The sequence below is a fragment of the Streptomyces sp. NPDC050315 genome, assembly GCF_040655775.1.
In the GTDB taxonomy this organism is placed as follows: domain Bacteria; phylum Actinomycetota; class Actinomycetes; order Streptomycetales; family Streptomycetaceae; genus Streptomyces.
The window spans coordinates 86,242-112,633 of sequence record NZ_JBFAKN010000005.1 but is presented as its reverse complement, the minus strand read 5'-3'; the positions used below and the strand labels follow the sequence as shown (position 1 = coordinate 112,633).

At 72.1% G+C, this 26,392-nt stretch carries 19 protein-coding genes; 8 read left to right on the top strand and 11 right to left on the bottom strand.

Annotation, left to right across the window (positions count from 1 at the left end; all coding sequences use genetic code 11):
- Positions 1-297: 297 nt before the first annotated feature.
- The 4 genes from AB0I82_RS19405 to AB0I82_RS19390 all read left to right on the top strand — a co-directional run bounded on the left by AB0I82_RS19405 (position 298) and on the right by AB0I82_RS19390 (position 6,995).
- Positions 298-1,110 (top strand): glycosyltransferase family 2 protein, encoded by an 813-nt coding sequence (locus tag AB0I82_RS19405; RefSeq protein WP_363258524.1) that lies wholly within the window; start codon positions 298-300, stop codon positions 1,108-1,110.
- Positions 1,107-2,204, top strand: a complete 1,098-nt coding sequence (locus tag AB0I82_RS19400; RefSeq protein ID WP_363258522.1) for a glycosyltransferase family 2 protein — start codon at positions 1,107-1,109, stop codon at positions 2,202-2,204. Before AB0I82_RS19405 ends, AB0I82_RS19400 begins: the two co-directional genes overlap by 4 nt.
- Positions 2,201-3,031, top strand: a complete 831-nt coding sequence (locus AB0I82_RS19395; protein ID WP_363258521.1) for a polysaccharide deacetylase family protein — start codon at positions 2,201-2,203, stop codon at positions 3,029-3,031. The genes AB0I82_RS19400 and AB0I82_RS19395 overlap by 4 nt, the downstream gene beginning before the upstream one ends.
- A gap of 88 nt (positions 3,032-3,119) precedes the next feature.
- Positions 3,120-6,995, top strand: coding sequence for a lipopolysaccharide biosynthesis protein (locus AB0I82_RS19390; protein WP_363258520.1), 3,876 nt, complete (start codon positions 3,120-3,122; stop codon positions 6,993-6,995).
- A 61-nt stretch (positions 6,996-7,056) separates the two neighbouring features.
- On the opposite strand, the gene AB0I82_RS19385 is transcribed toward AB0I82_RS19390, so the two are convergent.
- Positions 7,057-8,265, bottom strand: coding sequence for a xylan 1,4-beta-xylosidase (locus tag AB0I82_RS19385; protein WP_363258519.1), 1,209 nt, complete (start codon positions 8,263-8,265; stop codon positions 7,057-7,059).
- 359 nt (positions 8,266-8,624) lie between these two features.
- On the opposite strand from AB0I82_RS19385, the gene AB0I82_RS19380 reads away from it, so the two are divergent.
- Positions 8,625-9,737, top strand: coding sequence for a DUF5925 domain-containing protein (locus AB0I82_RS19380; protein WP_363258518.1), 1,113 nt, complete (start codon positions 8,625-8,627; stop codon positions 9,735-9,737).
- 189 nt (positions 9,738-9,926) lie between these two features.
- Here AB0I82_RS19380 and AB0I82_RS19375 read toward each other — a convergent pair whose 3' ends face one another.
- The 7 genes from AB0I82_RS19375 to AB0I82_RS19345 form a co-directional block, all read right to left on the bottom strand.
- On the bottom strand, positions 9,927-10,889 hold the full coding sequence (locus AB0I82_RS19375; RefSeq protein WP_363258517.1) for a pirin family protein: 963 nt from the start codon (positions 10,887-10,889) through the stop codon (positions 9,927-9,929).
- An 18-nt stretch (positions 10,890-10,907) separates the two neighbouring features.
- Entirely contained in the window at positions 10,908-11,690 is a 783-nt protein-coding gene (gene ddaH / locus AB0I82_RS19370) for a dimethylargininase (RefSeq protein WP_363258516.1), read from the bottom strand.
- A 194-nt stretch (positions 11,691-11,884) separates the two neighbouring features.
- A complete protein-coding gene (locus tag AB0I82_RS19365) occupies positions 11,885-12,274 on the bottom strand; it encodes a GntR family transcriptional regulator (RefSeq protein ID WP_363258515.1) in 390 nt (129 codons plus the stop codon).
- 332 nt (positions 12,275-12,606) lie between these two features.
- Positions 12,607-13,773: a methyltransferase domain-containing protein gene (locus AB0I82_RS19360; RefSeq protein WP_363258513.1), complete on the bottom strand. Its 1,167-nt coding sequence runs from the start codon at positions 13,771-13,773 to the stop codon at positions 12,607-12,609.
- Between the two features lie 142 nt (positions 13,774-13,915).
- On the bottom strand, positions 13,916-15,418 hold the full coding sequence (locus AB0I82_RS19355) for a tripartite tricarboxylate transporter permease (RefSeq protein ID WP_363258512.1): 1,503 nt from the start codon (positions 15,416-15,418) through the stop codon (positions 13,916-13,918).
- A gap of 3 nt (positions 15,419-15,421) precedes the next feature.
- Positions 15,422-15,961: a tripartite tricarboxylate transporter TctB family protein gene (locus tag AB0I82_RS19350; protein ID WP_363258511.1), complete on the bottom strand. Its 540-nt coding sequence runs from the start codon at positions 15,959-15,961 to the stop codon at positions 15,422-15,424.
- Complete coding sequence (locus AB0I82_RS19345) at positions 15,958-16,941, bottom strand: tripartite tricarboxylate transporter substrate binding protein (RefSeq protein WP_363259064.1); 984 nt, start codon at positions 16,939-16,941, stop codon at positions 15,958-15,960. Before AB0I82_RS19345 ends, AB0I82_RS19350 begins: the two co-directional genes overlap by 4 nt.
- 154 nt (positions 16,942-17,095) lie before the next feature.
- Between AB0I82_RS19345 and AB0I82_RS19340 the strand changes: the two genes are divergently transcribed.
- Both AB0I82_RS19340 and AB0I82_RS19335 read left to right on the top strand, forming a co-directional pair.
- Positions 17,096-17,791, top strand: a complete 696-nt coding sequence (locus AB0I82_RS19340) for a response regulator (RefSeq protein ID WP_363258510.1) — start codon at positions 17,096-17,098, stop codon at positions 17,789-17,791.
- 136 nt (positions 17,792-17,927) lie between these two features.
- Complete coding sequence (locus AB0I82_RS19335; protein ID WP_363258509.1) at positions 17,928-18,929, top strand: lytic polysaccharide monooxygenase; 1,002 nt, start codon at positions 17,928-17,930, stop codon at positions 18,927-18,929.
- A gap of 71 nt (positions 18,930-19,000) precedes the next feature.
- On the opposite strand, the gene AB0I82_RS19330 is transcribed toward AB0I82_RS19335, so the two are convergent.
- Positions 19,001-19,903, bottom strand: coding sequence for an alpha/beta fold hydrolase (locus AB0I82_RS19330; protein ID WP_363258507.1), 903 nt, complete (start codon positions 19,901-19,903; stop codon positions 19,001-19,003).
- Between the two features lie 281 nt (positions 19,904-20,184).
- On the opposite strand from AB0I82_RS19330, the gene AB0I82_RS19325 reads away from it, so the two are divergent.
- On the top strand, positions 20,185-20,847 hold the full coding sequence (locus tag AB0I82_RS19325; protein ID WP_363258506.1) for a pyridoxamine 5'-phosphate oxidase family protein: 663 nt from the start codon (positions 20,185-20,187) through the stop codon (positions 20,845-20,847).
- Here AB0I82_RS19325 and AB0I82_RS19320 read toward each other — a convergent pair.
- Complete coding sequence (locus AB0I82_RS19320) at positions 20,823-21,920, bottom strand: helix-hairpin-helix domain-containing protein (RefSeq protein WP_363258505.1); 1,098 nt, start codon at positions 21,918-21,920, stop codon at positions 20,823-20,825. The genes AB0I82_RS19325 and AB0I82_RS19320 overlap by 25 nt on opposite strands.
- Positions 21,921-21,997: 77 nt before the next feature.
- Entirely contained in the window at positions 21,998-26,338 is a 4,341-nt protein-coding gene (gene dnaE, locus AB0I82_RS19315) for a DNA polymerase III subunit alpha (protein ID WP_363258504.1), read from the bottom strand.
- Between the last annotated feature and the right edge of the window lie 54 nt (positions 26,339-26,392).

The following is a 26,392-nucleotide window of genomic DNA, read 5'->3' as shown; positions in this document are numbered from 1 at the left end:
GAGTGTCAAACATCAATACGGTCGTACATTCCACCCGCAACGGATCGTCATGCAGCGGCTCTAGGGGAGGGCTCAAGCGCCGCGACGGGGCCCGATGCGGGGCGCGGTAGGGGGGTGCCGTGCTCGATACGTGTGTCAGCGTCGAGCCACGAGCCGCGGAAACACGCATGCCAGCTCGCTCTGTCCGTCCGGTGTTCCACGCCGCTCTGAGCAGAGTGTGAACCCCCCTTTCGAACCGGAAACACATCCGGGCCGCCCGGGGGTGGGCGGCCTACCGGACGAGAGGGAAAAAGACTCATGAGCTCGTTCCTTCGCCCTGCGGAGACGGATCAGGAATCCGCCGTGCGGATTCCCGCACAGGCGCAATATCGGCCCGTTTCCTCGCACTTGGCGATTGCTCCGCCGGTCAGCGTGGTGATACCGGCGATGAACGAAGCGGAAAATCTCCCGTACGTCTTCAAGACGCTTCCGGACTGGATCCATGAAGTGGTCCTGGTGGACGGGAATTCCACCGACGACACCGTGCAGGTGGCGCGGGACCTGTGGCCGGACGTCACGGTCGTGAAGCAGCGCGGCAAGGGCAAGGGGGATGCCCTGATCAGCGGCTTCGCGGCGTGCACCGGCGAAATCATCGTCATGATCGACGCGGACGGCTCGGCCGACGGCGGCGAGATCGTCTCCTACGTCTCCGCGCTGGTCGGCGGCGCCGACTTCGCCAAGGGCTCCCGCTTCGCCAACGGCGGCGGCACCGACGACATGACGCCCATCCGCAAGCTCGGCAACCGTGTGCTGACCACCCTGGTCAACACCAAGTTCGGGGCCCGCTACACCGACCTGTGCTACGGCTACAACGCCTTCTGGCGGCACTGCCTGGACGAGATCGCGCTGGACTGCGCGGGCTTCGAGGTCGAGACGCTGATGAACATCCGCGTCGTCAAGGCCGGATTGCGCGTCCAGGAGATCCCCAGCCACGAGTACAACCGCATCCACGGCGTCAGCAACCTGCGCGCGGTCCGGGACGGCATCCGCGTCCTGAAGGTCATCCTGCGCGAACGCGGTACCCGTAAGCGCGCGGTGCGGCCCGCCATGATCACGGGAGAGGTGTCTTGAGCGTCCGCATCTCCGTGGTGATCTGCGTGTACACCGAGGACCGCTGGGGCGACATTCTCGCCGCGGCGGCCTCGGTGCGTGACCAGCTGCACCCGGCACACGAAATCCTGCTCGTCGTCGACCACAACCCGGCCCTGCTGACACGGCTGCGCACACAGTTCGCCGGGGCCACGGATATCAGCGTGCTGCCCAACGCCGGTCCAAGAGGGCTCTCGGCGGGCCGCAACACCGGCGTCGCGGAGTCCACCGGCGAGGTCATCGCCTTCCTCGACGACGACGCGGTCGCCGAGCGCGAGTGGCTGCTGCACTTCGCCGAGGGGTACGCCGACCCCAAGGTGATGGCGATCGGCGGCCGCACCGAACCGGTCTGGGCCTCCGGGCGCCGTCCCGCGTGGTTCCCCCGGGAGTTCGACTGGGTCGTCGGCTGCACCTACCTCGGCCTGCCACCGGGCCGGACCCGGGTGCGCAACGTCCTCGGCGGCAACGCCTCGTTCCGCCGCGAGGCGTTCGAGCTCGCCGGCGGGTTCGCCACCGGCATCGGCCGGGACGGCGACAAGCGGCCGCTGGGCTGCGAGGAGACCGAGCTGTGCATCCGGCTCACCCGCGCCTGCCCGGACGCCGTGCTGCTCATCGACGACCGCTCGGTGATCCACCACCGGGTGCCCGCGGGCCGCGAACGCTTCGCGTACTTCCGCACCCGCGCCTACGCCGAGGGCCTCTCGAAGGCCCTGGTCGCGCGCAGCGTCGGCACCCAGGAGGGCCTGGCCACGGAGCGCCGCTACACCACCCGCGTACTGCCCGCCGGGGTGGCGCGCGGCGTCCGGGACGCGCTGCTGCGCAGGCCGGGCGGCGCGGGGCGGGCGGGCGCGATCGTCGCGGGGGTGGCGGCCGCGGCGGGCGGCTATCTGGTCGGCACGGCCCGCACCCGCCGCTCCGGGGGCGGCTTCGTGATCGCGGCGGTACCGGGACCGGCGCCGGACACCGGGAGCGAGCCGCCGCCGGCCGAGCCCGTGCGGCTGACCGTACGGGCCGATAAGCCCGTACGCGGCGACGGTCCCGCCTCGCTGCGCGGCGACGAGGGGGCGGTCGCATGACCGGCCCCGAAGGCACCGGCCTGGAGGGTTCCGCCCTCTCCCCCGTGCCGATCCTCATGTACCACGCGGTCGCCCACAAACCGGCCCCCGCGACGCATGCCCTGTCCGTCGCGCCCGGCGCGTTCGCCGAGCAGATGGCGGTCCTGGACGGCGAGGGGTACACCCCGCTGACCACCGCGCAGCTCGCGGCGGCCTGGCGGGACGGCGGCCCGCTGCCGCACCGCCCGGTCCTGATCACCTTCGACGACGGCTACGAAGGCGTGCACCGGCACGCGCTGCCCGCCCTGGCCAAGTACGGCTTCCCGGCCACCCTGTTCGTCTCCACCGGCTGGCTGCCGGGGCCGTACGACACCGGCGGGGCGCTGGACACCATGCTCGGCTGGGAGCAGGTGCGGGAGCTGGCCGCCGCCGGGGTGGAGATCGGCGGCCACAGCCACACCCACCCCCAGCTGGACCAGCTCGCCGACGACCGGCTCTGGTCCGAGGTACTGCGCTGCAAGGCGATCGTCGCCGAGCAACTGGGCGCGGCCCCGGTGTCCTTCGCCTACCCGTACGGCTATTCCAGCCGGCGGGTGCGGCGCACGGTGCGCGCCGCCGGCTTCCACCAGTCGCTGGCCGTCGGCAACGACCTGGCCGGCTACCGGCAGGGCCCGTATGCGCTGCGCCGGCTGACCGTGCGGCGCGGCACGGACCTGGCGGAGTTCCGCCGGATCGTCGCCGGGGAGGCCATCGGCCGCACCTTCGCGAAGGACCGCGTCCTCACCAAGGGCTACGCCCTGCTCCGCAGATCGCGTCAGGCGATCCGGCTCTGCACACCCGGGGGCTGACCCCGCGCGCGCTGCAGCGCCGACGTAAGGCCGTCAGTGGGGCCCGGTGACACACAGTGCCGGGCCTCAGGAAAGGGAACCCGAGCCAGTGTCCGAAACGACCACCCGGACCGAGGAACACACGCGGGACCACCAGGCACCGGACGGGCGCAAGCTGCGGTTCCCGGGGCGCGGCGGCGGCACGCCGCTCTTCCGCAACGCCTACGCGCTGATGCTCAACACGGGCATATCCGGGCTGCTGGGCCTCGGCTTCTGGCTGGTCGCCGCGCGCTACTACACCGAGTCCGCGGTCGGTCAGGGTTCGGCGGCGATCGCCGCGATGAAGCTGCTGGCCGGGCTCACCGCGCTGACGCTGACGGGCGCGCTGGCCCGCTTCATCCCGGTCGCCGGGCGGGCGACGGGACGGCTGGTCTTCCGTACGTACGCGGGCAGTTCGCTGATCGTGGCGGTGGCCGCCGGCATCTTCCTGCTCACGCTGGACCTCTGGGGACCCTCGTACCGCTTCCTCCACGGGCCCCTCAACGGGCTGGGCTTCATAGTCGCGGTGATCGCCTGGTCACTACTGACCCTGCAGGACGGGGTACTTACCGGGCTGCGCAGCGCCCTGTGGGTGCCGGTGGGCAATCTGGTCTTCTCGGCGGTGAAGCTGGCCCTACTGGTGGCGATCGCGGCGGCCATCCCCACCGCGGGCGTCTTCGTCTCCTGGGTCGCGGCGATCGCGGTGTCCGTGATCCCGCTGGGCTGGCTCGTCTTCCGGCGCCTCGTGCCGCGCCACATCGCCGCCACCGCGCGCACCGTACGGCCGCCCTCGCTGCGCGAGATGGGCCGCTTCCTGGCCGGCGACTACACCGGCTCCCTCTTCTCGCTCGCGGTGGTCTACCTCGTACCGGTCATCGTCGCCTCGCAGGTCAGCGCGGCCGACAATGCGTACTTCTACATCACCACCACCATCGGCGGCACGGTCAACCTGCTCGCCATCAACATGGGCGCCTCACTGACCGTGGAGGGCTCGCACGACCCCGCGCGGCTGGCGGAGAACACCCGCGCGGCGCTGCGCCGGATGGCCCGCATCATGCTCCCGGTCGCCGTTTTCCTCTTCGTCTGCGCGCCGTACATCCTCGGCGTGTTCGGCAAGGGGTACGCGGACGCCGCGACGCCGCTGCTGCGCTGGTTCGCGGTCGGCGCGCTGCTGCGCGTGGTGATGGAGACGTACTTCGCGGTGCTCCGCGCGCAGAGCCGGACCTCGGGCCTCGCATACCTCCAGGGCCTGCTGTGCTTCCTCGTGCTCGGCCTGACGCTGCTCCTGCTGCCGCAGATGGGACTGGCCGGCGCGGGCGTCGCCGAGGTGTGCAGCCTGGCCGTGATCGCCACGATCGCGACGGTGAAGCTGTACGGCGTGGTCCGGGGCCGCCCGGTGGCGCCGCTGGCCAAGACGCCGGCCGACGGGGTGGCGCCCGACGGCGACCTGGCGGACCTGGCGATGCACGGCGACCTGGGCGACGCGGTACGCGCGCCTTCATGGGCGCAGCGCGCCCGGCTCGATGTGGACACGATGCCGCTGGGCGTGCATGTGGACTTCGACCACATGGAACGCCGCCCGGATGTGCGGCCGCCGCTGACGGAGGAGCCGGTGGTGGAGTCGGCGCCACCCGCCGTCGGGAGGCCGTCGTGGGCGCAGAAGGCCGCACAGGAGCCTGGCGAACCCGCGGAGGCACAGACGCTCCCCCTGCCCGTCGTCGCCCCGCAGAACGCTTCTGAGGCGCACACAGTGCGGCTGCCGAAGGTCACCCCGGCGGCTCCTGCCGCTCCTGCCGCGGCGGGCGAGGCGGTCGGCGCGAGCGGCACCAGCGGCACCAGCGGCGCGTCCCCGGTCGCGCGCGGCGGCGTGGCCGCCCGGCTCGCCGCCCGTGCCGACCTCGGCGTCTGGGCCCTGCTCGGCACCGCGCTCGCGCTCTTCTGGCTGCCGCTGCGCGGGATGGGCGACGCCGACCTGGACCGGATGGGCGGGCTCGGCCTGATCTCCGTCCTGCCGGTCGCCACACTTGTCGGCGCCGCCCTGCTCGCCGTGGCCTTCGCCGCGGCCCTGTGGCTCTCCCGGCCGCGCCGGGTCCTGCTGGCGGCGACGCTCCTCCTGACGGCCGTGGCGCTGCACGCGCTGCCCGCCGTCCTGGAGACCGAGCCGCGCTTCGCCACCGCCTGGCAGCACCTGGGCTTCCTGGACTACATCGGCCGCACCGGCACCGCCGTACCGGACCTGGACGCGCGCTGGAGCTGGCCGGGCTTCTTCGCCGGGGCGCAGTTCCTCGCCGAGGCGTGCGGCGTCACCGATTTCGAGGCGCTGATCCGCTGGTGGCCGCTGACCATCCAACTGCTGTACCTCGCCCCCGTGTTCCTGCTGCTGCGCTCCGTACGGGCGGACTGGCGCGCGAAGTGGAGCGCGGCATGGCTGTTCGCGCTGTGCGGCTGGGTCGGCCAGGACTACTTCTCGCCGCAGGGCTTCACGTACCTGCTCTACCTCGTCTTCGTCGCGGTCCTCCTGGTGTGGTTCCGCGACCCCCGGGTGCTGCGCGGCAAGCTGCGTCCCGGTGAGGCCGAGGTGCGCCCGGCGAGCCGCGGACAGCGCGCGGTCCTGCTCGCCGTACTGATCGCGCTGTTCACGGTCTCCGTGGCGGGCCACCAGCTCACGCCCTTCGTGATGCTCGGCGTGCTCGTCTTCCTGGTGCTCGTGCGCCGTTCGACGCTGCGCGGGCTGCCTCTGTTGCTCGGCGTGCTGGTCGTCTTCTGGATCGGCTTCCTCGCCGAGCCCTACTGGTCGGGCCACTTCGACGAGCTGTTCGGCGGCATCGGCGGCCTGGGCTCCAACGTGACCTCGTCCGTGGCGGGCCGTATCGAGGGCGGCAGCAGCACCCACAAGCTCGTCCTGTACACCCGGGTCCTGCTGGCCGGTTCGGTGCTCGCGCTGGCCTGCTGGGGCGTGCTGCGGCGGCGCATGGCGGGCTTCGCCGAGCGCTCTCTGGTGGTGCTCGCCTTCGTGCCGTTCCTCGCCTTCGGGATGCAGTCCTACGGTGGCGAGATGGCGCTGCGCGTCTTCATGTTCGCGCTGCCCGGCGCGTGTGTGCTCGGCGCGCTCGCGCTCTTCCCGCGCCCGACAGCCGACCGCCCCGCCGCCGACCACCCCGCCGCTGACCGTCCCGCCGCTGACCGTCCCGCCACCGACCGCCCTGCCGCCCGCCGGCGCGGCCTCGGGCCGCTCGCGGCCCTGCTGGCGGGCCTGGTGCTGGTCTTCGGCTTCCTCGTGGCCCGCTGGGGCAACGAGCCGTTCGAGCGGACCCGGTCCGGCGAGGTCGCGGCGATGGAGTACGTGTACGCCCACGACGAGCCGACCGTACGGCTGCTGTGGCTGACCGACGACCCGGTCGACAACGTCACCCCGGACATGCCGTGGGGCGCCAAGGACATGGAGCGCGTCCAGTACGAGCCGACCCTCGCGCCGCGCGACCCCGTGCTCGTCGGTCCGCTCGTCAAGGCGCTGAAGGACGCGGGGCCGCGGTCGTACCTGATCGTGGGCCGCGGCCAGTCCGAGGCGCTGCGGCTGGACGGCGGCTACCCGGACAGCTGGGAGCGGCGGCTGCGCGCGAACCTGGACAGCCGCCCCGACCTGCGGCGGGTGCTCGTCAACGACGACGCCGTGCTGTACGAGCTGAAGGATCCGCCGGCCGGCCCGGTACCGCAGCCCGCCCCCGGCCCGGCGGGCCCGAAGGTCACCTGGACGCCGTGGTCGGTGGCGGGCGGCCTGGCGGTGGTGGCGCTGCTCCTACTGCTGGGCACCCGCGAGATCACGCGGGTGGCGCTGCCGCCGAGCGTGGCCAATCAGCGCTGGATCCAGGGCTCCTTCTGGTTCTCGCTGCCGCTCCTGCTGGTCTTCCTGGCGGCTCTCGTGCAGCGCTTCGTCACGCTGTCGTAGGGGCTGGCCTCCATAGGTGCTGCCTTCGCTCCGTACGAGTACGGGGCGAAGGCAGCGCCCTTCAGCGCTTCAGCCAGCGCAGCCCGTAGGCCGGCATGTCGAAGGTCCGGCCGTCGATCTTGGCCTGGATGGTCCGGTCGAGGGTGTTGATCACCAGCACGGAGTCGTCGTCGGCGAGCACCCGTACATTCGGCCGGTCCTCCGGCGCGACGGAAACGGACCGGAAGTCGGTCCCCGGCGGGAATTCCTTCCCGAATTTCCCGAGCAGTTTCATCATCGGCAATTCGCCGCCGCCGTCGTCCAGTTGCGTGCTGCGCCACAGGCAGCCGGGGCAGTCCTCGCCCTCGTTCTGCGGATTCCAGTACAGCGCGGTGGCCACGCCGCCCCGCGCCATCTCCATCATCGCGGCGGCCTGGACGGCGGTACGGTGCGGCTCGCTCCAGCCGTTCCGGTCGTCGTTCTCGTCCGCGACCTCGACGTACCACTCCGTCCACCACACCGGCAGCCCGGTTTCCTGGCGCAGCCACCGCGTCACGTCGCCGAATTTCTCCGTCGCCCGGAATTCGTCCGGCGCGTACTCATCGTCCTTGGTGTAGCTGGAGCCGTCGACGGCCAGGAAGTCCGCCCCGTCCTTGTGCTCGTTCCAGTACGACACCGCATCGAGAACCCGCTGGTCGACCGAGCCCCAGGGTCCCGCGAGGTCGGACGCGTAGGAGTCCTCCCCGGGGCCGTAGCTGTCCATCACGATGTACGGACCGCCGACCTGGATTCCCGGATCGACCTTCTTCAGCTCCTTGTACACGAGGTTGTACAACCGTGTGTAACCCTCGTAGTCCCAGCGGTTCTTGTCCTCGTCGAAGAAACCCTTGAATTCGTTCCAGACGATGAAGTGCCGGACCTCCGGATAGCGTTTCGCTATCTTCCCCGCCAGCTTCGCGAAGTCCTCGTAGTGCTCCGGGCTCGGCGCCTTCTCCAGCTCACCCCAGTCCGTTTTCCCGGCCTTGCCGCCCTTCATCCAGTCCGGCGAACAGCACAGGGTGAGGACGGGCGTGCCGCCGGTGCTCCGGATCAGCGCCAGCCGCCGGTCCAGGTCGCGGAAGTTGTATTTCCCGGGGCTCGGTTCCGGATTGCGCGCCCCCCAGCCCATGATGTGCTGATTCTGCGGCATCGGGTCGCCGGTGAGCAGCCGGTCGGCCGCCACCTTGGCGGTGTCCGCACCGCGGTCGGCGCTGAACTCGGTGTGCGTGAACCCCCAGCCCAGCTGAGCCATCGGGTTCGCACTGCCGAACACTCCGTTGTTCGCGCCCCTGCCTTCCTGTCCCCCCGGCGGAAACCCGCACATGACCAGGAGTAACGACAGAACTGTCACCCCCGTGCCGAGAAGCGCGGTGATCGCCCACCGCGTGCGCCCCGGTATTGCCACCCGTAACCCCCCATGACGTCCCACAACGGGCAAGCCTAGCCAGAATCCCGGCTGTTGGGCCGCACTACCGCGTAACGGTTGCCCTGCGGACAGAACTACCACCCCGCCTGTCAAGTGCCGGTCAAGCCCGCGTACACCTCCGGTCCGGCCCGGGTAATCCCGTAATTCCGTGTACGGCACGCGGGTCATGCCGGATCATGGCCGCCATGTGTGCCGATCACCTGCCGCCGGCCGCCGCCGAGGAGTCGCTCCCGATCCGTCTGACGATGGACGACAGCGACTCCCCGTCCGATGTGGTGGACGCCCTCTTCCTGGGGCGGTTCGCCAACGGACGCCAGCCGTACGCCCGCAGCCGCTCCCTGGAGCGCGTCAAGCCGGGCCTGACGCTGCTGCCGCCGGGCTCCGAAGTACTGCGCTCAGCGCGCGACGACGACCGCAGTGCGACCCTCGCCGAGGGCGACGGCTGGACGCTGCTCGTCTCGCGCTGGAACCGCGGCGCCGACATCACGGTCACGGCGGTCAGCGACGAGCTGGCCCAGAAGGTGCTGGGCCAGTCCACGGACGGCGCCGAGGACGAGCCGGAGCCGCAGCCCGCCAACGTCACCATGGGCTTCTGGTACTACTCCCCGCGCCGCGGCCCCTACCGCACCACCCGGCAGATCTCCGCCGGCACCTGGGAGGAGATCCGGCCGAACTACACGGCACCGGTCGCCGACGCGCTGGACGGCCTGATGAAGGTCACCCCCGAGGAGATCGCCGGCCGGCTGCTGCTCCTGCACGGCCCGCCGGGCACGGGCAAGACCTCCGCGCTGCGCACGCTCGCGCGTTCCTGGCGCGACTGGTGCCAGGTCGACTGCGTGCTGGACCCGGAGCGGCTCTTCAACGACGTCGGCTATCTGATGGACATCGCCATCGGCGAGGACGACGTGACGGGCCGGGGCCGCTGGCGGCTGCTGCTCCTGGAGGACTGCGACGAGCTGATCCGCGGCGAGGCCCGGCACACCGCCGGGCAGGCGCTCTCCCGGCTCCTCAACCTCACGGACGGCCTGCTGGGCCAGGGCCGCAACGTCCTCGTGGGCGTGACGACCAACGAGGACCTGGAGCGGCTGCACCCTGCGGTGGTCCGGCCCGGCCGCTGCCTGGCCCGTATCGAGGTCGGCCCGCTCACGCGTACGGAAGCGACCGGCTGGCTGGGCTCGGACGAGGGCATCGGCCGCGACGGCGCAAGCCTCGCCGAACTGTACGCCCTCCGCCGCGGCACCCGCCCGGCCGCGGTCCCCACGCAGGATTCGGGGGCTGATGCGGGGTTGTATTTGTGAGGGGTTGAGGCGGGGTTGTGGCGGTGCGGGCCGTACGTGGGACGGTGCGGGCTGTGCGGGTGGAGGTGCGGCTTGGGCCGTTGGCCCTGCGGCTCGCGCCTTCGGCGGCGCGGCTCGCGCCGTCAGCGGCACGTCTCGCCGTGGTGGCGGTGCGGCGGCCCGTACGCGTGTCGGTGCGGGCCGGCCGCCTCACCGTTGGCGCCCCCGCGGCTTGAGCGGCACCGGCGGCAGGGCCGGGGCCGGCAGCGGCGGCCCGTCGTAGCCGTGCACCGTCCCGAAGCGCTCCCCCGCCATCCACGCCTCCCGCGCCGCCGCCACCTCCTCACCGCTGCGCGCGACGAAGTTCCACCACATGACGATCCGTTCCTCGAACGGCAGCCCGCCCAGCAGCATCAGGCTGCTGTGGACATCCGCGCGAACCGGCAGCTCGCCGCGCCCGCACCCGAGGTACAGCAGCGAGCCGGGCCCGAGCCGTACGCCGTCCACCTCGGTCTCCCCCTCGATCGTCAGCACGGCGTACTCGAAGTCGCTCTCCAGCGGCAGCCGTACATGAGTCCCCGCGCCGATCGTGATGTCCGCGCCGACCAGCGGCGTATGGATCGTGCCGGGCGACCGCGCGCCCGCCAGCTCCCCAAGGATCACGGTCGCGCTCAGCCCGCCGCCCCCGGTGATCACCGGCAGCTCGGCGTGGTGCTCGAACGACGGCGCCTTCCCCCGGTGCTCGTTCGGCAGCGCGACCCACAGCTGCGCGCCGTGCAGTACCCGGGTGTGGTCGCGCGGCGACTCCTCCGAGTGCGCGATCGCCCGGCCCGAGGTCATCAGGCCCAGCTCCCGCGGCCGTACGGTCTGCAGGGACCCGAGGCTGTCGCGGTGCAGCACCTCGCCCTCGCGCAGCCAGCTGACCGTCTGCAGCCCCATGTGCGGATGCGGCGGCACCTGCATCCCCGGCTCCCCGGCGATGTCGTCCGGACCGTAGTGGTCCACGAAGCACCACGCGCCCACCATCCTGCGCCCGAGGTTCGGCAGCAGTCTGCGGACCAGCGTGGACTCCCCCAGCGGAACCTGCTTGCCTGGCTGGACGTCACGGACCGGTCCGGTCCGGCCTCCGCCCCCGCAGAGACTGGCCGCGGGCTTGAGATCGAGGTTGCTCATGCGGTCACGATATGGCGGTCATGCGGGCAGCTCCCGCAGGCGTACGGACAGACACGTCACACACCCCTCCAGCTTCTCGAACTCGCCGATGTCGACGAGCACCGGCGTGTACCCGAGGTCCGCGAACAGCTCGGCGCTCTTCGGCGCACTGGCCGCCATCAGCAGTTTTCCACCGCCCAGCAGCACGACGTGCGCCCCGCTCTCCTCCGGTACGGCCAGGAAGCGCGGGAAGAGTGCGCGCGCCTCGTCGTCGACGAGCGGCGGGTATCCGATGACCGTGCCGTCGGGAAGTGCGGTAACGGCCGACTTCAGGTGCAGTACCTTGCTGACCGGTACGGCGACGACCCGCGCCCCCAATGGCTCGAAAGCAGCCCGAATTTGGCGCACTCCGTCCCCATTGGTGCGCCCGCCCCGACCCACGTACACCGTGTCGCCGATTTTCAGCACGTCCCCGCCGTCCAGCGTCCCGGGCGCGCGGACCCGGCCCACGAAGCAGCCGAGCGCCTCGACGGTCTCCGCGGCCGCCGCGGTCTCCGGCTTCCGCTCGTCCGCGCCGGGCCGCGAGATCAGCGCCGCGTTGCGGTACACCACCATGGTGTCCTCGACGAAAACGCCGTCCGGGCAGTCATCGGCGGGCGGCACCTCAACGGTCTCCCACCCGTGCGCCCGCAGCGCCCCGACATACGCCTCCCACTGCCGCAACGCCGGCCCGGCCTCCACCGGCCGCCGCTCAATATGCGTAACCAGCCCGTCCGCAAGCCGCGAACTCGGCCGCCGAACAAGCGCCTTCTTGCTGGCCATGCCGCACCTACCTCTGGTTCGTTACTGAACGACGAGTTAGCAAGCCCACCTTACGCGGGGCACCGGCTCACGACGAGCCGTTCGACTCCTGGTGGGTGGTCACCGTCCCTGGTGGATGGTCACCCGCCCCTGACGGGTCCGTTACCGATGGGCCCGTCCCTGATGGGTGGTCACCCCTCCTCCGGTGGGTGGGGTCACCCGTCCTCGCCATACGTGGCGCGCAGCGCCGTCACCGCGGCGGCCAGCGCGGCCTGGTGGTCGAGGCCGAGCCGCTGCGCCCGCTGGGCGAAGGCCAGCGCGGCCTCCGCGGCCTGCTGAGCACCCGCGTCCCCGGCAGCCGCGATGAACGTACCGTTACGCCCCCGCGTCTCGATCACCCCGTCACTCTCCAGCGCCCGGTACGCCTTGGCCACGGTGTTCGCGGCCAGCCCCAGCTCCCCCGCCAGCCCGCGCACCGTCGGCAGCCGGAACCCGGCCGGCAGCCGCCCGCTCCGGGCCTGCTCGGCGATCTGGGTGCGGACCTGCTCATACGGCGCGTCCGCCGCTTCCGGATCGACGACAAGCTGCAGAGGGTGCAGGGCCACGATGAAACTCCCAGTAGAGGTGAGGCAACAAAACCTTCGCCCCACCCATTCTGCTCCGCCCCCACCCACCACGCTTCACACCACACGCCCCCTGCCGAGGCACCGACCCCGACCAAAGCGGCTGCCCCGACCGAGGCGGCTGCCCCGACCGAGGCGCTGTCCCCGACCGCCCCCGCAGGCCCCCGAAATTGGGAGGCGGGTGGGGTGGGCGCGGCGTAGCGTCCCGCGGCATGTCGCTCACCGTTCGCGCGTTCCGTCCCTCCGACGCCAAGGCACCGTCGCCGACACCGTGACCGTCCCCGCTCTCCTCCTCACCCTCATCCCCCTCACCCTCATCCCCCCGTTTCCAAAACCCCGCCGCCCGTGCTCGGCGGCAGTGGTACCGCGCGGTCCGGGCCCGCTGGGCCGTATGCGACGGAGTCGCCGGGCCGGTGCCAGTGCAGGACGAAGCGTCGGCCCGTGCGGTACGCGTCCAGGCCCGCCCTGCAGTACGCGACCATGTCGTCCGGGAGCGCGTCCAGCGGGAACCAGGCGAGCTGGGAGCACTTCTCCGGCTCGCGGTTGACCGGCTCGCCGCCCGCGCCGTACGTCGCCTCGAAGAACCAGCCGATCCGCGGCCGCCCGTCCGACGCGCGGTGCTGCATGACCAGCGCGACCCGCAGGTCCGACGCGGTCAGCCGCAGCCCGGTCTCCTCGGCCGCCTCCCGGATCATCGCCTCCCGGACGTCCTCGCCGTCCTCGGCGTGCCCGCTGGGTGCGTGCAGCAGCCCGTCGGCGTATCCGGTGTTCGCGCGCCGGGCGAGCAGTACCTCGTCCCCGCGGCGCAGGATCAGATGGACATCGACCACCTCCGTATGGCGGGCCGGCGGCGCGGGGTGGACCACCATCGCGTACCGCTCGTCCCGCACCTCCCTGCCCCACAGCACGGGGTCACCCGCGAGTCTCTCCAGGTGCGTGCGGCGGGCCAGCGGAGCGGCCAGCCGCTCCAGCTCGGCGGCCGTGATGCCGATCGGGTCGGACTCGCCCCACCGGCCCTCGATCAGCACCAGCCGGCCCCCGGGCCGCAGCAGCCGGATCCAGCGGCGCAGCGCCGCCTCCGGATCGGGCAGCGCCCACAGCAGATGCCGGACCAGTACCACGTCGAACTGCCGCTCCCCCACCGGTGGTTCGGCCGCGTCGCCGACCATCAGCCGCCCGGCCGGCGTCCGGTCCCCGAACCGCGCCGCCGCGAATTTGGCGCGGGCCTTGTCCACCATCCGCGGCGAGCGGTCGATTCCCGTGACGCGGTGGCCCTGCTCGGCGGCGAGCAGGGCCAGGCTGCCCGTGCCGCAGCCGAGGTCGAGGACGTCGGACGGCCCGGCCGGCAGCCAGTCCCGCAGCCGGTCCCCCCATGCGGCTCGTACCGCCGGATCGCGCAGCCCGTGATCGGGCTCGTCGTCGAACCGCTCGGCGGCGGAATTCCAGTAACCGGCGTCGGTGACCGGCGTGTCGGTAGTCATGCACAGATAGTGACAGGGGCCACTGACAATCGCTCTGGCCTGTGGATAACCCGGTTTTTCGCCCGGATGCCGGTCGGGCGGAGGGCGGAACGCCGACCGCCGTCCCGCCGTGTCCCGCCCCCGCCCGGCTCCTGTCCCGCTCTCAGTCCTCCGCGCGCGCGGAACGCCCGCGCGGGAGTACCCGCTTGATCCACGGCCAGGCCAGCAGCACCGCGATCACGACGTAGACGGTGACCGAGAAAGGCGTGTTGATCAGGCCGGTGACGCTGCCGTCGCTGATCTGCAGCGCCCGCCGCAGCTGCTGTTCGGCGGCCGGGCCGAGGATGACCCCGATGACGGCGGGCAGCACCGGCAGCCCGTACCGCCGCATGCCCAGCCCGATCAGCCCGATGATCAGCAGGATGACCAGGTCCAGCGGTTCTCCGCCGACCGCGTACGCGCCGACCGCGGCGAAGAAGAGGATCCCGGCGTACAGGTACGGGCGCGGAATCCGCAGCAGCTTCGCCCAGACGGGCGCCAGCGGCAGATTGAGGACGAGGAGCAGCACCATGCCGACGAACAGCGAGGCGATGAGGCCCCAGACGAGCTCCGGTTCGCGTTCGAAGAGCAGCGGCCCGGGCTGGATGCCGTACTGCTGGAAGGCCGCCAGCATCACCGCGGCGACGGCGGTCGTCGGCAGGCCGAGGGTCAGCATCGACACGAGCGTGCCGGCCGCCGACGCCGAGGACGCCGACTCCGGCCCGGCGACGCCTTCGATGGCGCCGCGGCCGAATTCGTCGCGGTGCTTGGAGAGCCGCTTCTCGGTGACGTACGAGAGGAAGGTGGGGATCTCGGCGCCGCCGGCCGGGATCGCGCCGAACGGGAAGCCGATGAGCGGCCCGCGCAGCCACGGCTTCCACGTGCGGCGCAGCTCCCCCTTGCCCAGCCAGGGGCGGCCCACCGGGATCGACTCCCCTGCCGTACGCCGCAGATGCGCCGCCACCCACAGCGCCTCTCCGATGGCGAACAGTCCGACGGCGACGATGACGACGTCGATGCCATCGGCGAGTTCGAGGATCCCGAAGGTCAGCCGCTGTTGCCCGGTCATCTGGTCCAGGCCGACGAGCCCGAGGGTGAGGCCGATGAGCAGCGAGGCGAAGCCGCGTATCCGGGAGCTGCCGAGCACGGATGTCACGGCAATGAAGGCGAGCACCATGATGGCGAAGTAGTCGGGCGCACCGATGTCCACGGCGAGCGCGGCGACCGTGGGCGCGAGCACGACCAGCAGGATCGTGCCGATCATGCCGCCTGCGAAGTGCCCGCCGGCAGCGGCCGCCAGGGCCTGCGCGCCGCGCCCGGCACGCGCCATCGGGTTGCCTTCGATGGCCGCGACCACCGCCGCGCTCTCACCGGGCGTGTTGAGCAGGATGGAGGTGGTGGAGCCGCCGAACATGCCCCCGTAGTAGATCCCGGCGAACATGATGAACGCGCCGGTCGGGTCCAGCCCGTAGGTGACGGGGAGGAGGAGGGCGACGGCCATGGCGGGGCCGATGCCCGGCAGTACTCCGATGGCGGTGCCGAGCAGCACCCCGATGGCGGCCCACAGCAGGTTGATCGGTGTCAGCGCCGTACCGAAGCCGTCGATGAGTGAGGACAGGGAGTCCATCGTCTACAGCACCCCCATGAGCGGGCCGCCGGGCAGCGGCACACCCAGCAGATTGTTGAACACGACGTAGGTCACCAGGGACAGGACGGCCGCGATGAGCGGGTCCCGGGTGAGGTTGCGGCTGCCCAGCGCGTATGCGGAGCCCCAGAAGAGCAGCGCGCCGGAGATCGGGAAGCCCAGCGGGCCGATGAGGACGGCGTTGGCGAGGAAGACGCCGGCGAGCAGGGCGACGGTGCGCCAGTCGCCGGGCTCGGAGAGGTCGATGTCCTCGCCGCCCTCGGCCTCGCCGCGGCCGCCCCGCAGGACGTCGACGGCGAGGAGCACGGCGACGACCAGGAGGAGCACCCCGACGACGATCGGCACGGTGGTGGGCCCGATGGGGCCGCGCTGGGTGATGTCGGTGTCCATCGTGACCGCGTCGGTGAGCACGAGGACGCCGAGGACCAGGAGGATGAGGCAGACGCCCAGTTCGGAGCGGCCGCGCAAGGAGGCGCGCAGCCCGCTGCTCTTCGGGGGCGCGGTGGGTTCGGTACCGGTGCTCACAGCCCCAGCTCCTTCAGTACGGTGTCGACGCGCCGGTCCTGGGCGTCCAGGAAGCGGCCGAACCTGTCGCCGGTCATGAAGGCGTCGCTCCACCCGTTGCGCTTGAGCGCGTCCTTCCACTGCGGGGAGCCGTGCAGCTCGGTGAAGAGGGCGGTCAGCTTCTGCCGTTCGACGTCCGTGAGCCCCGGGGGCGCCACGATGCCGCGCCAGTTGGTGAACTCGGTGTCGACGCCGGCCTCCTTGAGGGTGGGCGCGTCCAGGCCCTTGACCCGTTCCGGGCCCGTGACGGCCAGCAGCCGCAGCTCCCCGGACTTGATCTGGTCGAGGTACTCGCCGACGCCGGACACCCCGAAGGCGACCTTGCCGCCCAGTACGGAGGCGAGCAGCTCGCCCCCGCCATCGAAGGGCACGTAGTTGACGGACTTGGGTGTGATCCCGGCGGCCTTGGCCATCAGCATCGGCGCCAGGTGGTCGGGTCCGCCGGCGGAGGAGCCGCCGCCGACCGGCATCTTGCGGGGGTTCTTCTTCCAGTCGGCGAGCAGCTGCTCGAACGTTTTGTACTTGGAGTCCTTGGCGACGACCACGATGTCCGGCTCCTCCGTGAGCCGCGCGATGGGCGTGGTGTCGCCGAGCCCGGAGGGCGAGTGGTTGGTGTGGACGGCGCCGACGACGCCGAGCCCCATGGACATCGCGAGCTTGCCGTTGCCGTGCTCGTTGACCATCCGGCTGAGGCCGACCGTGCCGCCGGCGCCAGGGAGGTTGAAGACCTCGACATTGTGGTTGAGCCCGGCGTCCTCGATGCTCTTCGCCGCCGTACGGGCCGTGATGTCGTATCCACCGCCCGGCGTGTTGGGCACCATGAACTGCAGGCCCGGGATCCGGGTCCCGGTGTCGGCCCCGCTGCCCGATGTCAGCAGGGGCGGGCCGAGGAGGACGATCAGAACCGCCCCCAGGAGGGCGAGGGGTGTGCGCGCACGCACAGATGACACCACCCTTCTCTTACGTGTGGCTTCGTGGCTCTGTGGGGGGGGGAGATCGTGGTGAGGGCCACATGTTGCCCGGGGGTTAACTCCGCGTCTCGCTTCCGGTATTAAGGGTCGTTGTGAACGTTGTGGTCGCGGAAGGGATCGTTCGATGACCAAGGTGTTGGTCGTCGACGACGACTTCATGGTCGCCAAGCTGCACAGCCACTACGTGAACGCCACCGAGGGCTTCTCTGTGGCCGGCGTGGCACATACGGGTGCCGAGGCACTGCGCGCAGCCGAACGGCTCCGCCCCGACCTCCTCCTGCTGGACATCTACCTGCCGGACATGGACGGCATCAGCGTGCTGCGCCGCCTGCGGGCCCTGGAGGGCGGGACGCACGCCGACGCGCTCTTCGTTACGGCGGCGCGCGATGCGCACGTCATACGGGACGCGTTGCGGGCCGGTGCGCTGCACTACCTCATCAAGCCGTTCGACAAGTCCTCCCTTCAGGAGCAGCTGCGGCACGTGGCCGCGTTGCGCACCCGCCTGGAACGGCTCGGCGAGGCCAGCCAGGAGGACGTGGACCAGATCTTCGGCACCCGCCCGCGCGCCTCCAGAGGTCTGCCCAAGGGTCTCGCCGCCCATACGGCGGATCTGGTCGAACGCACCCTGCGACAGCACGAGGACGGCCTCTCGGCATCGGAGTGCGCGGCGGCGGGCGCGCTCTCTCGGGTGAGCGCGCGCCGCTACCTCGAGTACTTCACGGGCACCGGGCAGGCCGAGGTCTCACTCCGGTACGGCGGCACCGGCCGTCCGGAGCGGTGCTACCGGTGGGTCGCCTCCCCGGGAATTAACCACCGCTGAGCGGTTCCTTAAGCCACCCATAAAGATCGCCAAGGGTCCGCTCCGGGCAGCGAATTCGCTGGTCGGCGGGGCTAGCGTGCTGCCCGCCGGCCGCAGCCGCCGGCTCCGCTTCCATGAGCCAAGGAGACCCCCCACGATGACCGCTCGTCGCAAGGCCGCAGCGTTCGCCCTCACCACCCTCGCCCCGCTCGCCCTCACCGCGCTCGCCGCGGGCCCGGCGTCCGCGCACGGTTCGATGACGGACCCGGTGAGCCGGATCTCCGCGTGCTACGCCGAGGGGCCGGAGTCACCGGACTCCGCGGCCTGCAAGGCGATAGTCGCGGCCGGCGGCGTACAGGCCCTGTACGACTGGAACGGCGTACGGGACGGCGCGGCGGGCGGCCAGTCAAGGACCCGCATACCGGACGGCAAGCTCTGCAGCGCGAACAGCGAGGAGTACAAGGGCCTGGACCTGGCCCGGGACGACTGGCCGGCCAGCCCGATGAAGGCGGGCGCCCACACGTTCCGGTACAAGGCCACCGCGCCCCACAAGGGCACGTTCGAGCTGTACCTCACCAAGGACGGCTACGACCCGCGCAAGCCCCTGAAGTGGTCGGACCTGGAGGCGAAGCCGTTCGCGAAGGTCACCGACCCGACCCTCACCGACGGCGACTACGTCTTCGAGGGCAAGGTGCCGGCCCGCACCGGCCGCCACCTGATCTACAGCATCTGGCAGCGCTCGGACAGCCCCGAAGCCTTCTACACCTGCTCGGACGTGGTCTTCGGCAAGGCCGGCGACAGCACGGATACGGCAGCGGCCACCGCGCCGACCGAGCGGCAGCTCGCGGCCGGCGCGGACAAGTCCTCGATGGAACACGTGCACCACGGGAGCACGAGCAAGGACGCGCACTCGGACGCTGACGCACACTCGGCCCCTGACGCGCACTCGGACCCTGACGCGGACACGGACGCGCACGCCGGCGCGGACGGCGTGCGCCCCGACGGCTCGTCGGGCAAGGCGGTGACCACGCAGCTCGCCGAGACCGGCGGCGACGACTCGACCGCTCCGCTCGCCATCGGCGGCGCGGCGGTGCTGGCGCTGGGCGCCTCGCTGCTCTTCGCCGCCGCCCGCCGCAAGGCCGCCCGGAACGGGGGCTGAGACCGGGCGACAGTACGGTTAGGTCGACGGTGCGCTGCTCTCAGGGAGCAGCGCACCGCACGGCGATGCGGTCAGCGCGACGCGCAGGTCGTCGGCGTCGCGTGGGCCGGGTCCAGGGCGTTGGCCGTCTCGTGGAAGGCGACCCGGTCGGCCAGACCGATGACCAGATGCCCGGAGAAGTCGGCCGGGCACAGGTCCTGGACCAGTACGTTCCGCACGTCCGGGCCGTTCAGGAACTGGCTCTTGTAGGGCGTGACCACCTCGTCGTACTTGGTCGCGATGACCGTGTAACGCACGCCGGGCACAGTGTCGCCGCCCTCGTTGAGGCGCGTGAGGAAGTCCGAGCCGACGATCTGGTCGTTGAGGCCCGGTGTGAACGCGTCGAGGTACTTCTTGGCGCCCGGGTACTGGTCCAGGAGCCGGGTCAGCCCGTTCACGTCGGTGCCGTGATTGTCCGGCGCGATGCCGACCAGCGCGTTCACCTTCGCCGCGCCGCCGAGGAACTTGAGGTAGTAACGCGGCATCATGCCGCCCTGCGAGTGACCCACGAGGTCGGTCTCCGGCGCGCCGGTCGCGGTCAGTACGCGATCCACGTACGCGGAGAGCTGCTCGGCCGATTTGTCGACCGGGCCGAGACCGTGGAAGAGGGGGACGCCGGGCAGTTGCCCGTAGTCGAAGGAGAAGACGCAGTAGCCGCGGGCGACCAGGTACGGCGCCAGGGCTAGCCAGTTGTCCACGGAGTTGCCGAAAGTGCCGTGGACGAGGACGACGGGCCGGGGGTGGGCGGCGGAGGGCTTGCAGGAATAGTCGTTCCAGCCGGCGGAGACGGTGGCGGCCGGCGCGGTGGCGGCCGGCGCGGTGGCGGCTGCCGCCGATGGGGTGGCCGCGGTGGCGGCGCCGAAGGCGAGGGCGAGGGCGGAGACGGCAGTGGCCGCACGTCTCCAGGGCAGCGCTCGGTGCGTGGTCGTGTTCATGCGACGCTCCTTGCGGGAGGTGAGGGGACTCCGAAGTGCTCGCCGAGTCATCACCTGCGATCCGGACCGCATGGCTCAACGCTCAACACTGTGATGGTTCGTCAAGTTACGGCCGAGTAAGCTCGAAGGTCCAGCCGTGTGACAGTGAAAAAAGTGGCACACGATTCTCACCGGACGTACGGGTTATCCACAGGCTCCGGCCGCTGTCGGTGGTCCGGCGTAAAGTCGTTGTCGTGGCGCTCGCGAGCCGCGCGGGCCCGCCGTGACAGGGGGAAACGGCAATGAGTACAGCATCAGCGGAGCCGACGGCCGATCAGCCGTTGGAGGGCCTGGTAGAGGTCACATCCGAGGCGGAGTTGCGCGAGCTGGTCGGCGAGCCGAGCGCCCACGCCGCCCACAAGACCCGCCCCGCGCTGCACGCGCTGGACCGGCAATGGCTGGCCAACTCCCCGTTCTGCCTGCTCGCCACGGCCGACGCCGAGGGCCGCTGTGACGTCTCGCCCAAGGGCGACCCCGCGGGCTTCACGCTCGTACTGGACGACACGACGATCGTCATCCCCGACCGCCCGGGCAACAAGCGCGTGGACGGCTTCCGCAACGTCCTGACCAACCCGCACGTGGGTCTGGCGTACGTCCTGCCCGGCCGCGGCGACACCCTGCGCATCAATGGACGGGCCCGGCTGCTGCGCGACGCCCCCTTCTTCGACGAACTGGTCGTCAAGGGCCACCGTCCGGCGCTCGCGCTGCTCGTGGAGATAGAAGAGGTCTTCCACCACTGCTCCAAGGCGTTCCTGCGGTCCGGTCTGTGGCGCACGGAGACCTGGAATCCCGAAGCCCTCCCCACCCGGGCCCGAATATGCAAGGCGCTGGAGGCCCCTGACCTCCCGCTCGAAGCCCTCGAGGCGCACTACGGCCCGCGTTACGCCGACCGTCTGTACGGCTGACCATAAGCCGACCGCTTGTACGACTGACCGTGGGGCTGACGTCCCGCGGCCGGCGCGGGGGCGGCGGAGGCCGCGGCGGGACGGGCAGCGTGCGGACCGAAGCGGGTGCGCGCACGGTCGACGGCGGCTTCGATACGGCGGGCCTTGTCGTCCGCCGTATCGAACGTCAGCTGGCGGGCGGCGCGTTCGGCCCGGCGGAGGTCCTCGGCCCGTAGCGCCACCGCCCGTACGCGGGCGCGTTGCAGTCCGAGCGCGGTGTGCAGCGCGTAGGCGACCTCGGTCAGCGCGGGCCCGTGCGCGGTCGGCTCGGCCAGCCTCCGGGTGCGGGTTGTGGTGGTGCGGTCGGCGTAGCGGACGGTGAGCGTGAGCGCGCCTGCCACCTGACCGCCGCTGCGCATCCGGGAGCCGAGCTCGTCCGCGAGGGAGAGCAGCGCCCTGCGGCGCCGTTCCTCGTCCAACTCGTCGTGGGGAAAGCGGTGTTCGGCGGCCATCGAGCGGGCCGGTGCGTTCGGGGTCACCGGCGTCGGGTCGATGCCGCGGGCCCGCTCGGACACCCGGCGGCCGGCCTTCGCGCCGAGGATGCGTTGCAGGGTCGCGGGCGGCGCTGCGGCGATCCGGCCGACGCTGTCGAGCCCGTACGAGCACAGGGCGCGGGCCGCGGCGGGACCGATGCCGTGCAGGGCGGCGGCGGGCCTGCGGTCGAGGAAGGCCGCGACACCCTCGGGGTCCCCGGGGACGACGCGTACCTCTCCGGGCGCCGCGTCCTGGGCGGCCATCCGGGCGAGCAGGGGGTTGCCGGCGATGCCGATGACGCACTCGGTGTCGTACCAGGCCAGGGCACGCAGCCGGAGCAGCTCGGCGATGCCGGCGGCATCCCGGCCGAAGTACCGCTGCGCACCGCGTACGTCGGCGAGCGCGGCGTCCGGCGGCAGCGCCTCGACCACGGGGGTGAACTCCCCCAGCAGTGCGATCAGCCGCTCGTACGTCTCCTCTCCGAGGGGCGAGGCGGCCCCCGCTCCGGCCGCCGCGGCCGGTCGGAACCGTACGTACAGCGCGACCCCGGTCCTGGGCATCCGGCCCCGGCCCGGAGCACCGGCGGCATCCGTCGGAGAGTGACCGGAAGGAGGTGAGGAAGGGGGCTTTTGGTAAGTCATCCTGCGCTCCCTGGGCTGGCGTGCCACAGCTTGCGACCGGTGGCGGCGCGTTCGCCCGCGGGCTGAAGGTCGGCCCACGGGTGCAGGGTGTAGCCGGTGGGCAGGCGAATGACCCGCTCGTCGTCGGCTGCGGCCGAGTCGTCCGACGTCGCGGAGCCGGCAGGTGTTGTCGAGTCGGCAGGCGTGGACCAGTCGGCAGGCGTCGGTGAGTCGCCCGGCATCGGCCAGTCGGCAGGCGTCGCCGAGCCGGCAGGCGTTGCCGAGTCGCCCGGTATCGCCGAGTCGCCCGGCGTCGACCAGTCGGGAGGTGACAGCGAGTCGGCAGGCGAGGTGGGAGTGCCGTCCCCGCCGGGTGCCGTGCCGGTGCCGGCCTCCGCGGCGGCGTACCGCTCACGGTCGGCGGAGCCGCTCCGGCTGTGGGGGTGCCCGGTGACGCGCGCACCCGGGCTGCGCCCTGCGGTGGCGTGTGCCGTGGCGGAGGCAGGGGCTGTGAGGGGCTCCGACGCCAGGGACCCCGAGGCCGGGTCGGACGCGGGGGCTGAGGTCGGAGTCCCGGAATCCGTGAAGGCCGAGGCCGAAGCCGGCACTCCCGAGGCCGAGGCAGACGCGGTGGCCGAGGCGGGCGCGGGGGCCGAGGCGGGCGCGGGGGGCTGGGTTGTCTTGGAGGGTGAGGCGGTCCCTGGGGTGGTGTTCGCGGCAGCTGCCGGTACGGGGGTGGAGGTGGGCGTGGGGGTGGGTGTGGGGGTGGAGGTGAGCGTGGGGGCGGGGGCAGTAGTTGGGGTGGTGGAGGTGGTGGTGGTGGGGGGTGGGGGGAGGGGAGGGGAGGAGGACAGGTGGGAGGTTACTGCGCGGAGGCCGCCCCGCCGGCGCAGCTCCGCCAGTTCCGCCAGGTTCCAGACCGCGGTGCCTACCACGCTGAGGCTGCGGGGGCCGCGGCGTTGGACCGTGCCGCGTACCAGGAGCAGCCAGGAGTGGAAGACGGTGTGGGCGCAGGTCTCGTGGCTGTCGTCGAAGAAGGCGCAGTCGACCAGGCCCGTACTGTCGTCGAGGGTGGTGAAGATGACCCGGCGGCCGGAGCGGATCGGCGGCGTCTGGGTGGCCGCCTTGGCGCCGGCGACCAGGACGGTGTCACCGTGCCGGGCCTCGCGCAGGCGCTTGGCCGGGAGTACGCCCAGTTCGTTCAGGAATTGGGTGTGGTCGCCCATCAGGTGCCGGGAGGCGTCCATGCCCAGTACGCCCAGCTCGGCGCTGAGCCGTTCGGCGTCGCTCAGGTCCGGCAGGCCGGCCGGTGCCGATGCCGCGGCGGTCAGCGGGAGTTGGGTGTCGGCCGGTGCGCCGCGGTGCTGGCGGTGGAGTTCGGCGATGTGCAGCAGCAGGTCGCGGCGGTTGGCGCCGAAGGCGTCCAACGCGCCGACCCTGGCGAGGCGTTCGAGGACCGGGCGGCCCGGGTGGGCCCGGCGCCACAGGTCCTGGAGCGAGGAGTAGGGGCGGCCGGCGGCGATGCGTTCGGCCTCGGCCTCGCTGATGCCGTGTACTTCGGAGAGCGCGAGCCGCAGCCCCCACGTTCCGGAAGCCCCGAAAGCCCCGGAAGTGCCGGGAGTCACTGATGTTCCGGGCACCCCGGGAGTCCCGGACGCCCTGGGCCCCCTGGACATCCCAGAAGCCCTGGAGGAGCCGGGAGAGCCGGAAGCCGCGGCAGCCCCCGCGCCCCCAACACTTTTATCCCCCTTCACCCCACTACCCCCAGACACCAGTTCGATTCGATAAGCAACATCCGACCGATTCACATCCAAGGGAAGGATCGGGACGCCGCGGCGGCGGGCGTCGGCGAGGAGGAGGCGTTTGGGGTACATGCCGGGGTCGTGGGTGAGGAGGCCGGCGTAGAAGGCGGCCGGGTGGTGGGCCTTGAGCCAGGCGGACTGGTAGGTCGGTACGGCGAAGGCCACCGCGTGCGCCTTGCAGAAGCCGTACGAACCGAACGCTTCGATGATCTCCCAGGTGCGGGCGATGTCTTCGGAGGAGTAGCCGCGCCGCGCGGCCCGTTCCGCGAACCAGACGCGGATGCGGCCCTGCGACTCGGGGTCGGACAGGCCGCGGCGTACTCGGTCGGCCTCGTCCAGGCCGCAGCCGGTCATCCGGTTCAGGATGTGCATGACCTGTTCGTGGAAGACCACGACGCCGTAGGTCTCGCGCAGGTGTTCCGCCAGGTCGGGGTGGGGGTAGTGGACGGGCCGGCGGCCGTGCCGGGAGTCGATGAAGGGCCGCACCATGTCGGCCGCGACCGGGCCGGGGCGGAAGAGCGAGATGTCCACGACCAGGTCGTGGAAGGTGGCGGGCTGGAGCCGGCCGATCAGGTCGCGCTGGCCCGGCGACTCGATCTGGAAGCAGCCGAGGGTTTCGGTGGAGCGGATCAGGCCGTACGTGGCGGGGTCGCCCGGCGGCACCTGCGCCGGGTCGTCGAGGTCCGGCGCGGGCCGCCCCGTGGCACGGCCGATCTCCGCGGTGGCGTGTGCCATCGCGGACTGCATTCGTACGCCGAGCACGTCGAGTTTGAGCAGGCCGAGGTCTTCGACGTCGTCCTTGTCGAACTGGGACATGGGGAAGCCTTCGCCGCCGGTGGGCACCACGGGGGTGCGTGCGGTGAGCGTGGCGTCGGAGAGGAGGACACCGCAGGGGTGCATGGCGGTGCCGCGGGGCAGCGCGTCCAGGCCCTCCACCAGGTCCCAGAACGGCGGGGGCGGCGGGTTGTCCCGTACTCCTCGCAGCTCCGGCAGCTCCTCCACGGCCGCCCGCGCGTCGCGGGCGCGGATGTGCGGGAAGGACTTGGCGAGCCGGTCCACCTCGTCGGGGTCCATGCCGAGGGCGGCGCCCACGTCCCGTACGGCATGGCGTACCCGGTACGTCTCGGGCATGGCGACGGCGGCGACGCGTTCGGCGCCGAAGCGGTCGAAGATCGCGTGGTAGACCTCCAGGCGGCGGGCCGACTCCACATCGATGTCGATGTCGGGGAGGACGGCGCGGCGCTTGGAGAGGAAGCGTTCCATCAGCAGCCCGTGCTCGACGGGGTCGGCGTGTGCGATGCCGAGCAGGTGGTTGACGAGGGAGCCGGCGCCGGAGCCGCGTGCGGTGACGCGGATGCCGAGGCGCCGGGTGTCCTCGACGACCTGGGCGACGGTGAGGAAGTACGACGCGAAGCCGTGGTGGTCGATGATGTCCAGCTCGCGGTGGAGGCGTTCCCAGTACGTACGGGCGGCCGGGTCGCGGTCGTAGCCGCGGCGGACCATTCCGGCGGCGCTGCGGGAGCGGAGTACGCGGGAGGCCGTACGGTGCTCCGCGCCGACGAGCCGGGGTTCGGGGAAGTGGACGGTGCCGAGTCCGATGTCGTCCTGGGCGTCGACGAGGCACTCCCCCGCCGTCTCCTCGGTCATGGCGAGCAGCCGGTGGGCGGTGTCGCGGCGGTGGCCGGCGGCCTCGGCGATCCGTTCGGCGGTGCGGGCCATGGTGTCGGCGTCCTTGAGCCAGCGTTCGCCGCTGTCGCGGGCTTCGGGGCGGTGGCGGTCGATGGGGACGAGGCGGCGGGCGGAGTCCAGGACGTCGGCGACCGGGCCCTGGCCGGGGTCGGCGTAGCGGACGGCGTTGCTCAGGACGGCGCGTACTCCCTGGTCGACGGCGAAGCCGAGGGTGCGGGCCGCGAGCCGGAGGGAGCCGGGGCCGGTGCCGGTGCGGCCGTGGTGGACGACTTCGAGGCGCAGCGCGTCGCCGTACAGCTCGCGCCAGGGGGCGAGGAGGCGGGCGGCGCGGTCGGGGCGGCCGGCGGCGAGTGCGCGGCCGACTTCGGAGTCGGGGCCGAGGAGGACGGTGATGCCGTCGGTGGGGTCTCCGAGGCGGGCCGCGGCTTCGCGTACCTCGCCCGCGGTCGCGGCACCGGTCAGCGCTTCCCACGGGAGTACGGGGCGTTCGCGGTCGGTGGCGTGGGCGGCGGAGACGAGGCGGCAGAGGGTGGCCCAGCCGCGGGCGCCGTCGCGGGCGAGGAAGACGGCGCGGGGGGCCGATTCGTCGATGAAGGCGCCACCGCGTACGGGGGTGCGGCGGCGGGTCGTGGGGGTGGGGTCCGGCTGTCGTTCGGCGATCGCCAGCTCGGTGCCGAACAGCGGGCGGATGCCGGCTTCGGCGGCGGCCTTGGCGAAGCGTACGGCGCCGGAGAGGGAGTCGCGGTCGGTGAGCGCGAGGGCGTCCATGCCGCGTTCGGCCGCCCGCTCGGCGAGCCGTTCCGGGTGGGAGGCGCCGTACCGCACGGAGAATCCCGATGCGGTGTGCAGGTGCGTGAACCGGGACATTCGCACCTCCTACCGCTTGAGCACCCCCTGACTGACCTTGCATCCCCCGCCCCA

Excerpts from the sequence above, each read along its gene's own strand:
- AB0I82_RS19405 (WP_363258524.1), top strand. The coding sequence starts at position 298 with ATGAGCTCGTTCCTTCGCCCTGCGGAGACGGATCAGGAATCCGCCGTG.
- AB0I82_RS19395 (WP_363258521.1), top strand. The coding sequence starts at position 2,201 with ATGACCGGCCCCGAAGGCACCGGCCTGGAGGGTTCCGCCCTCTCCCCC.
- AB0I82_RS19385 (WP_363258519.1), bottom strand. The coding sequence starts at position 8,265 with ATGGCTCAGCTGGGCTGGGGGTTCACGCACACCGAGTTCAGCGCCGAC.
- AB0I82_RS19380 (WP_363258518.1), top strand. The coding sequence starts at position 8,625 with ATGTGTGCCGATCACCTGCCGCCGGCCGCCGCCGAGGAGTCGCTCCCG.
- AB0I82_RS19375 (WP_363258517.1), bottom strand. The coding sequence starts at position 10,889 with ATGAGCAACCTCGATCTCAAGCCCGCGGCCAGTCTCTGCGGGGGCGGA.
- ddaH (WP_363258516.1), bottom strand. The coding sequence starts at position 11,690 with ATGGCCAGCAAGAAGGCGCTTGTTCGGCGGCCGAGTTCGCGGCTTGCG.
- AB0I82_RS19360 (WP_363258513.1), bottom strand. The coding sequence starts at position 13,773 with ATGACTACCGACACGCCGGTCACCGACGCCGGTTACTGGAATTCCGCC.
- AB0I82_RS19355 (WP_363258512.1), bottom strand. The coding sequence starts at position 15,418 with ATGGACTCCCTGTCCTCACTCATCGACGGCTTCGGTACGGCGCTGACA.
- AB0I82_RS19340 (WP_363258510.1), top strand. The coding sequence starts at position 17,096 with ATGACCAAGGTGTTGGTCGTCGACGACGACTTCATGGTCGCCAAGCTG.
- AB0I82_RS19335 (WP_363258509.1), top strand. The coding sequence starts at position 17,928 with ATGACCGCTCGTCGCAAGGCCGCAGCGTTCGCCCTCACCACCCTCGCC.
- AB0I82_RS19330 (WP_363258507.1), bottom strand. The coding sequence starts at position 19,903 with ATGAACACGACCACGCACCGAGCGCTGCCCTGGAGACGTGCGGCCACT.
- AB0I82_RS19325 (WP_363258506.1), top strand. The coding sequence starts at position 20,185 with ATGAGTACAGCATCAGCGGAGCCGACGGCCGATCAGCCGTTGGAGGGC.
- AB0I82_RS19320 (WP_363258505.1), bottom strand. The coding sequence starts at position 21,920 with ATGCCCAGGACCGGGGTCGCGCTGTACGTACGGTTCCGACCGGCCGCG.
- dnaE (WP_363258504.1), bottom strand. The coding sequence starts at position 26,338 with ATGTCCCGGTTCACGCACCTGCACACCGCATCGGGATTCTCCGTGCGG.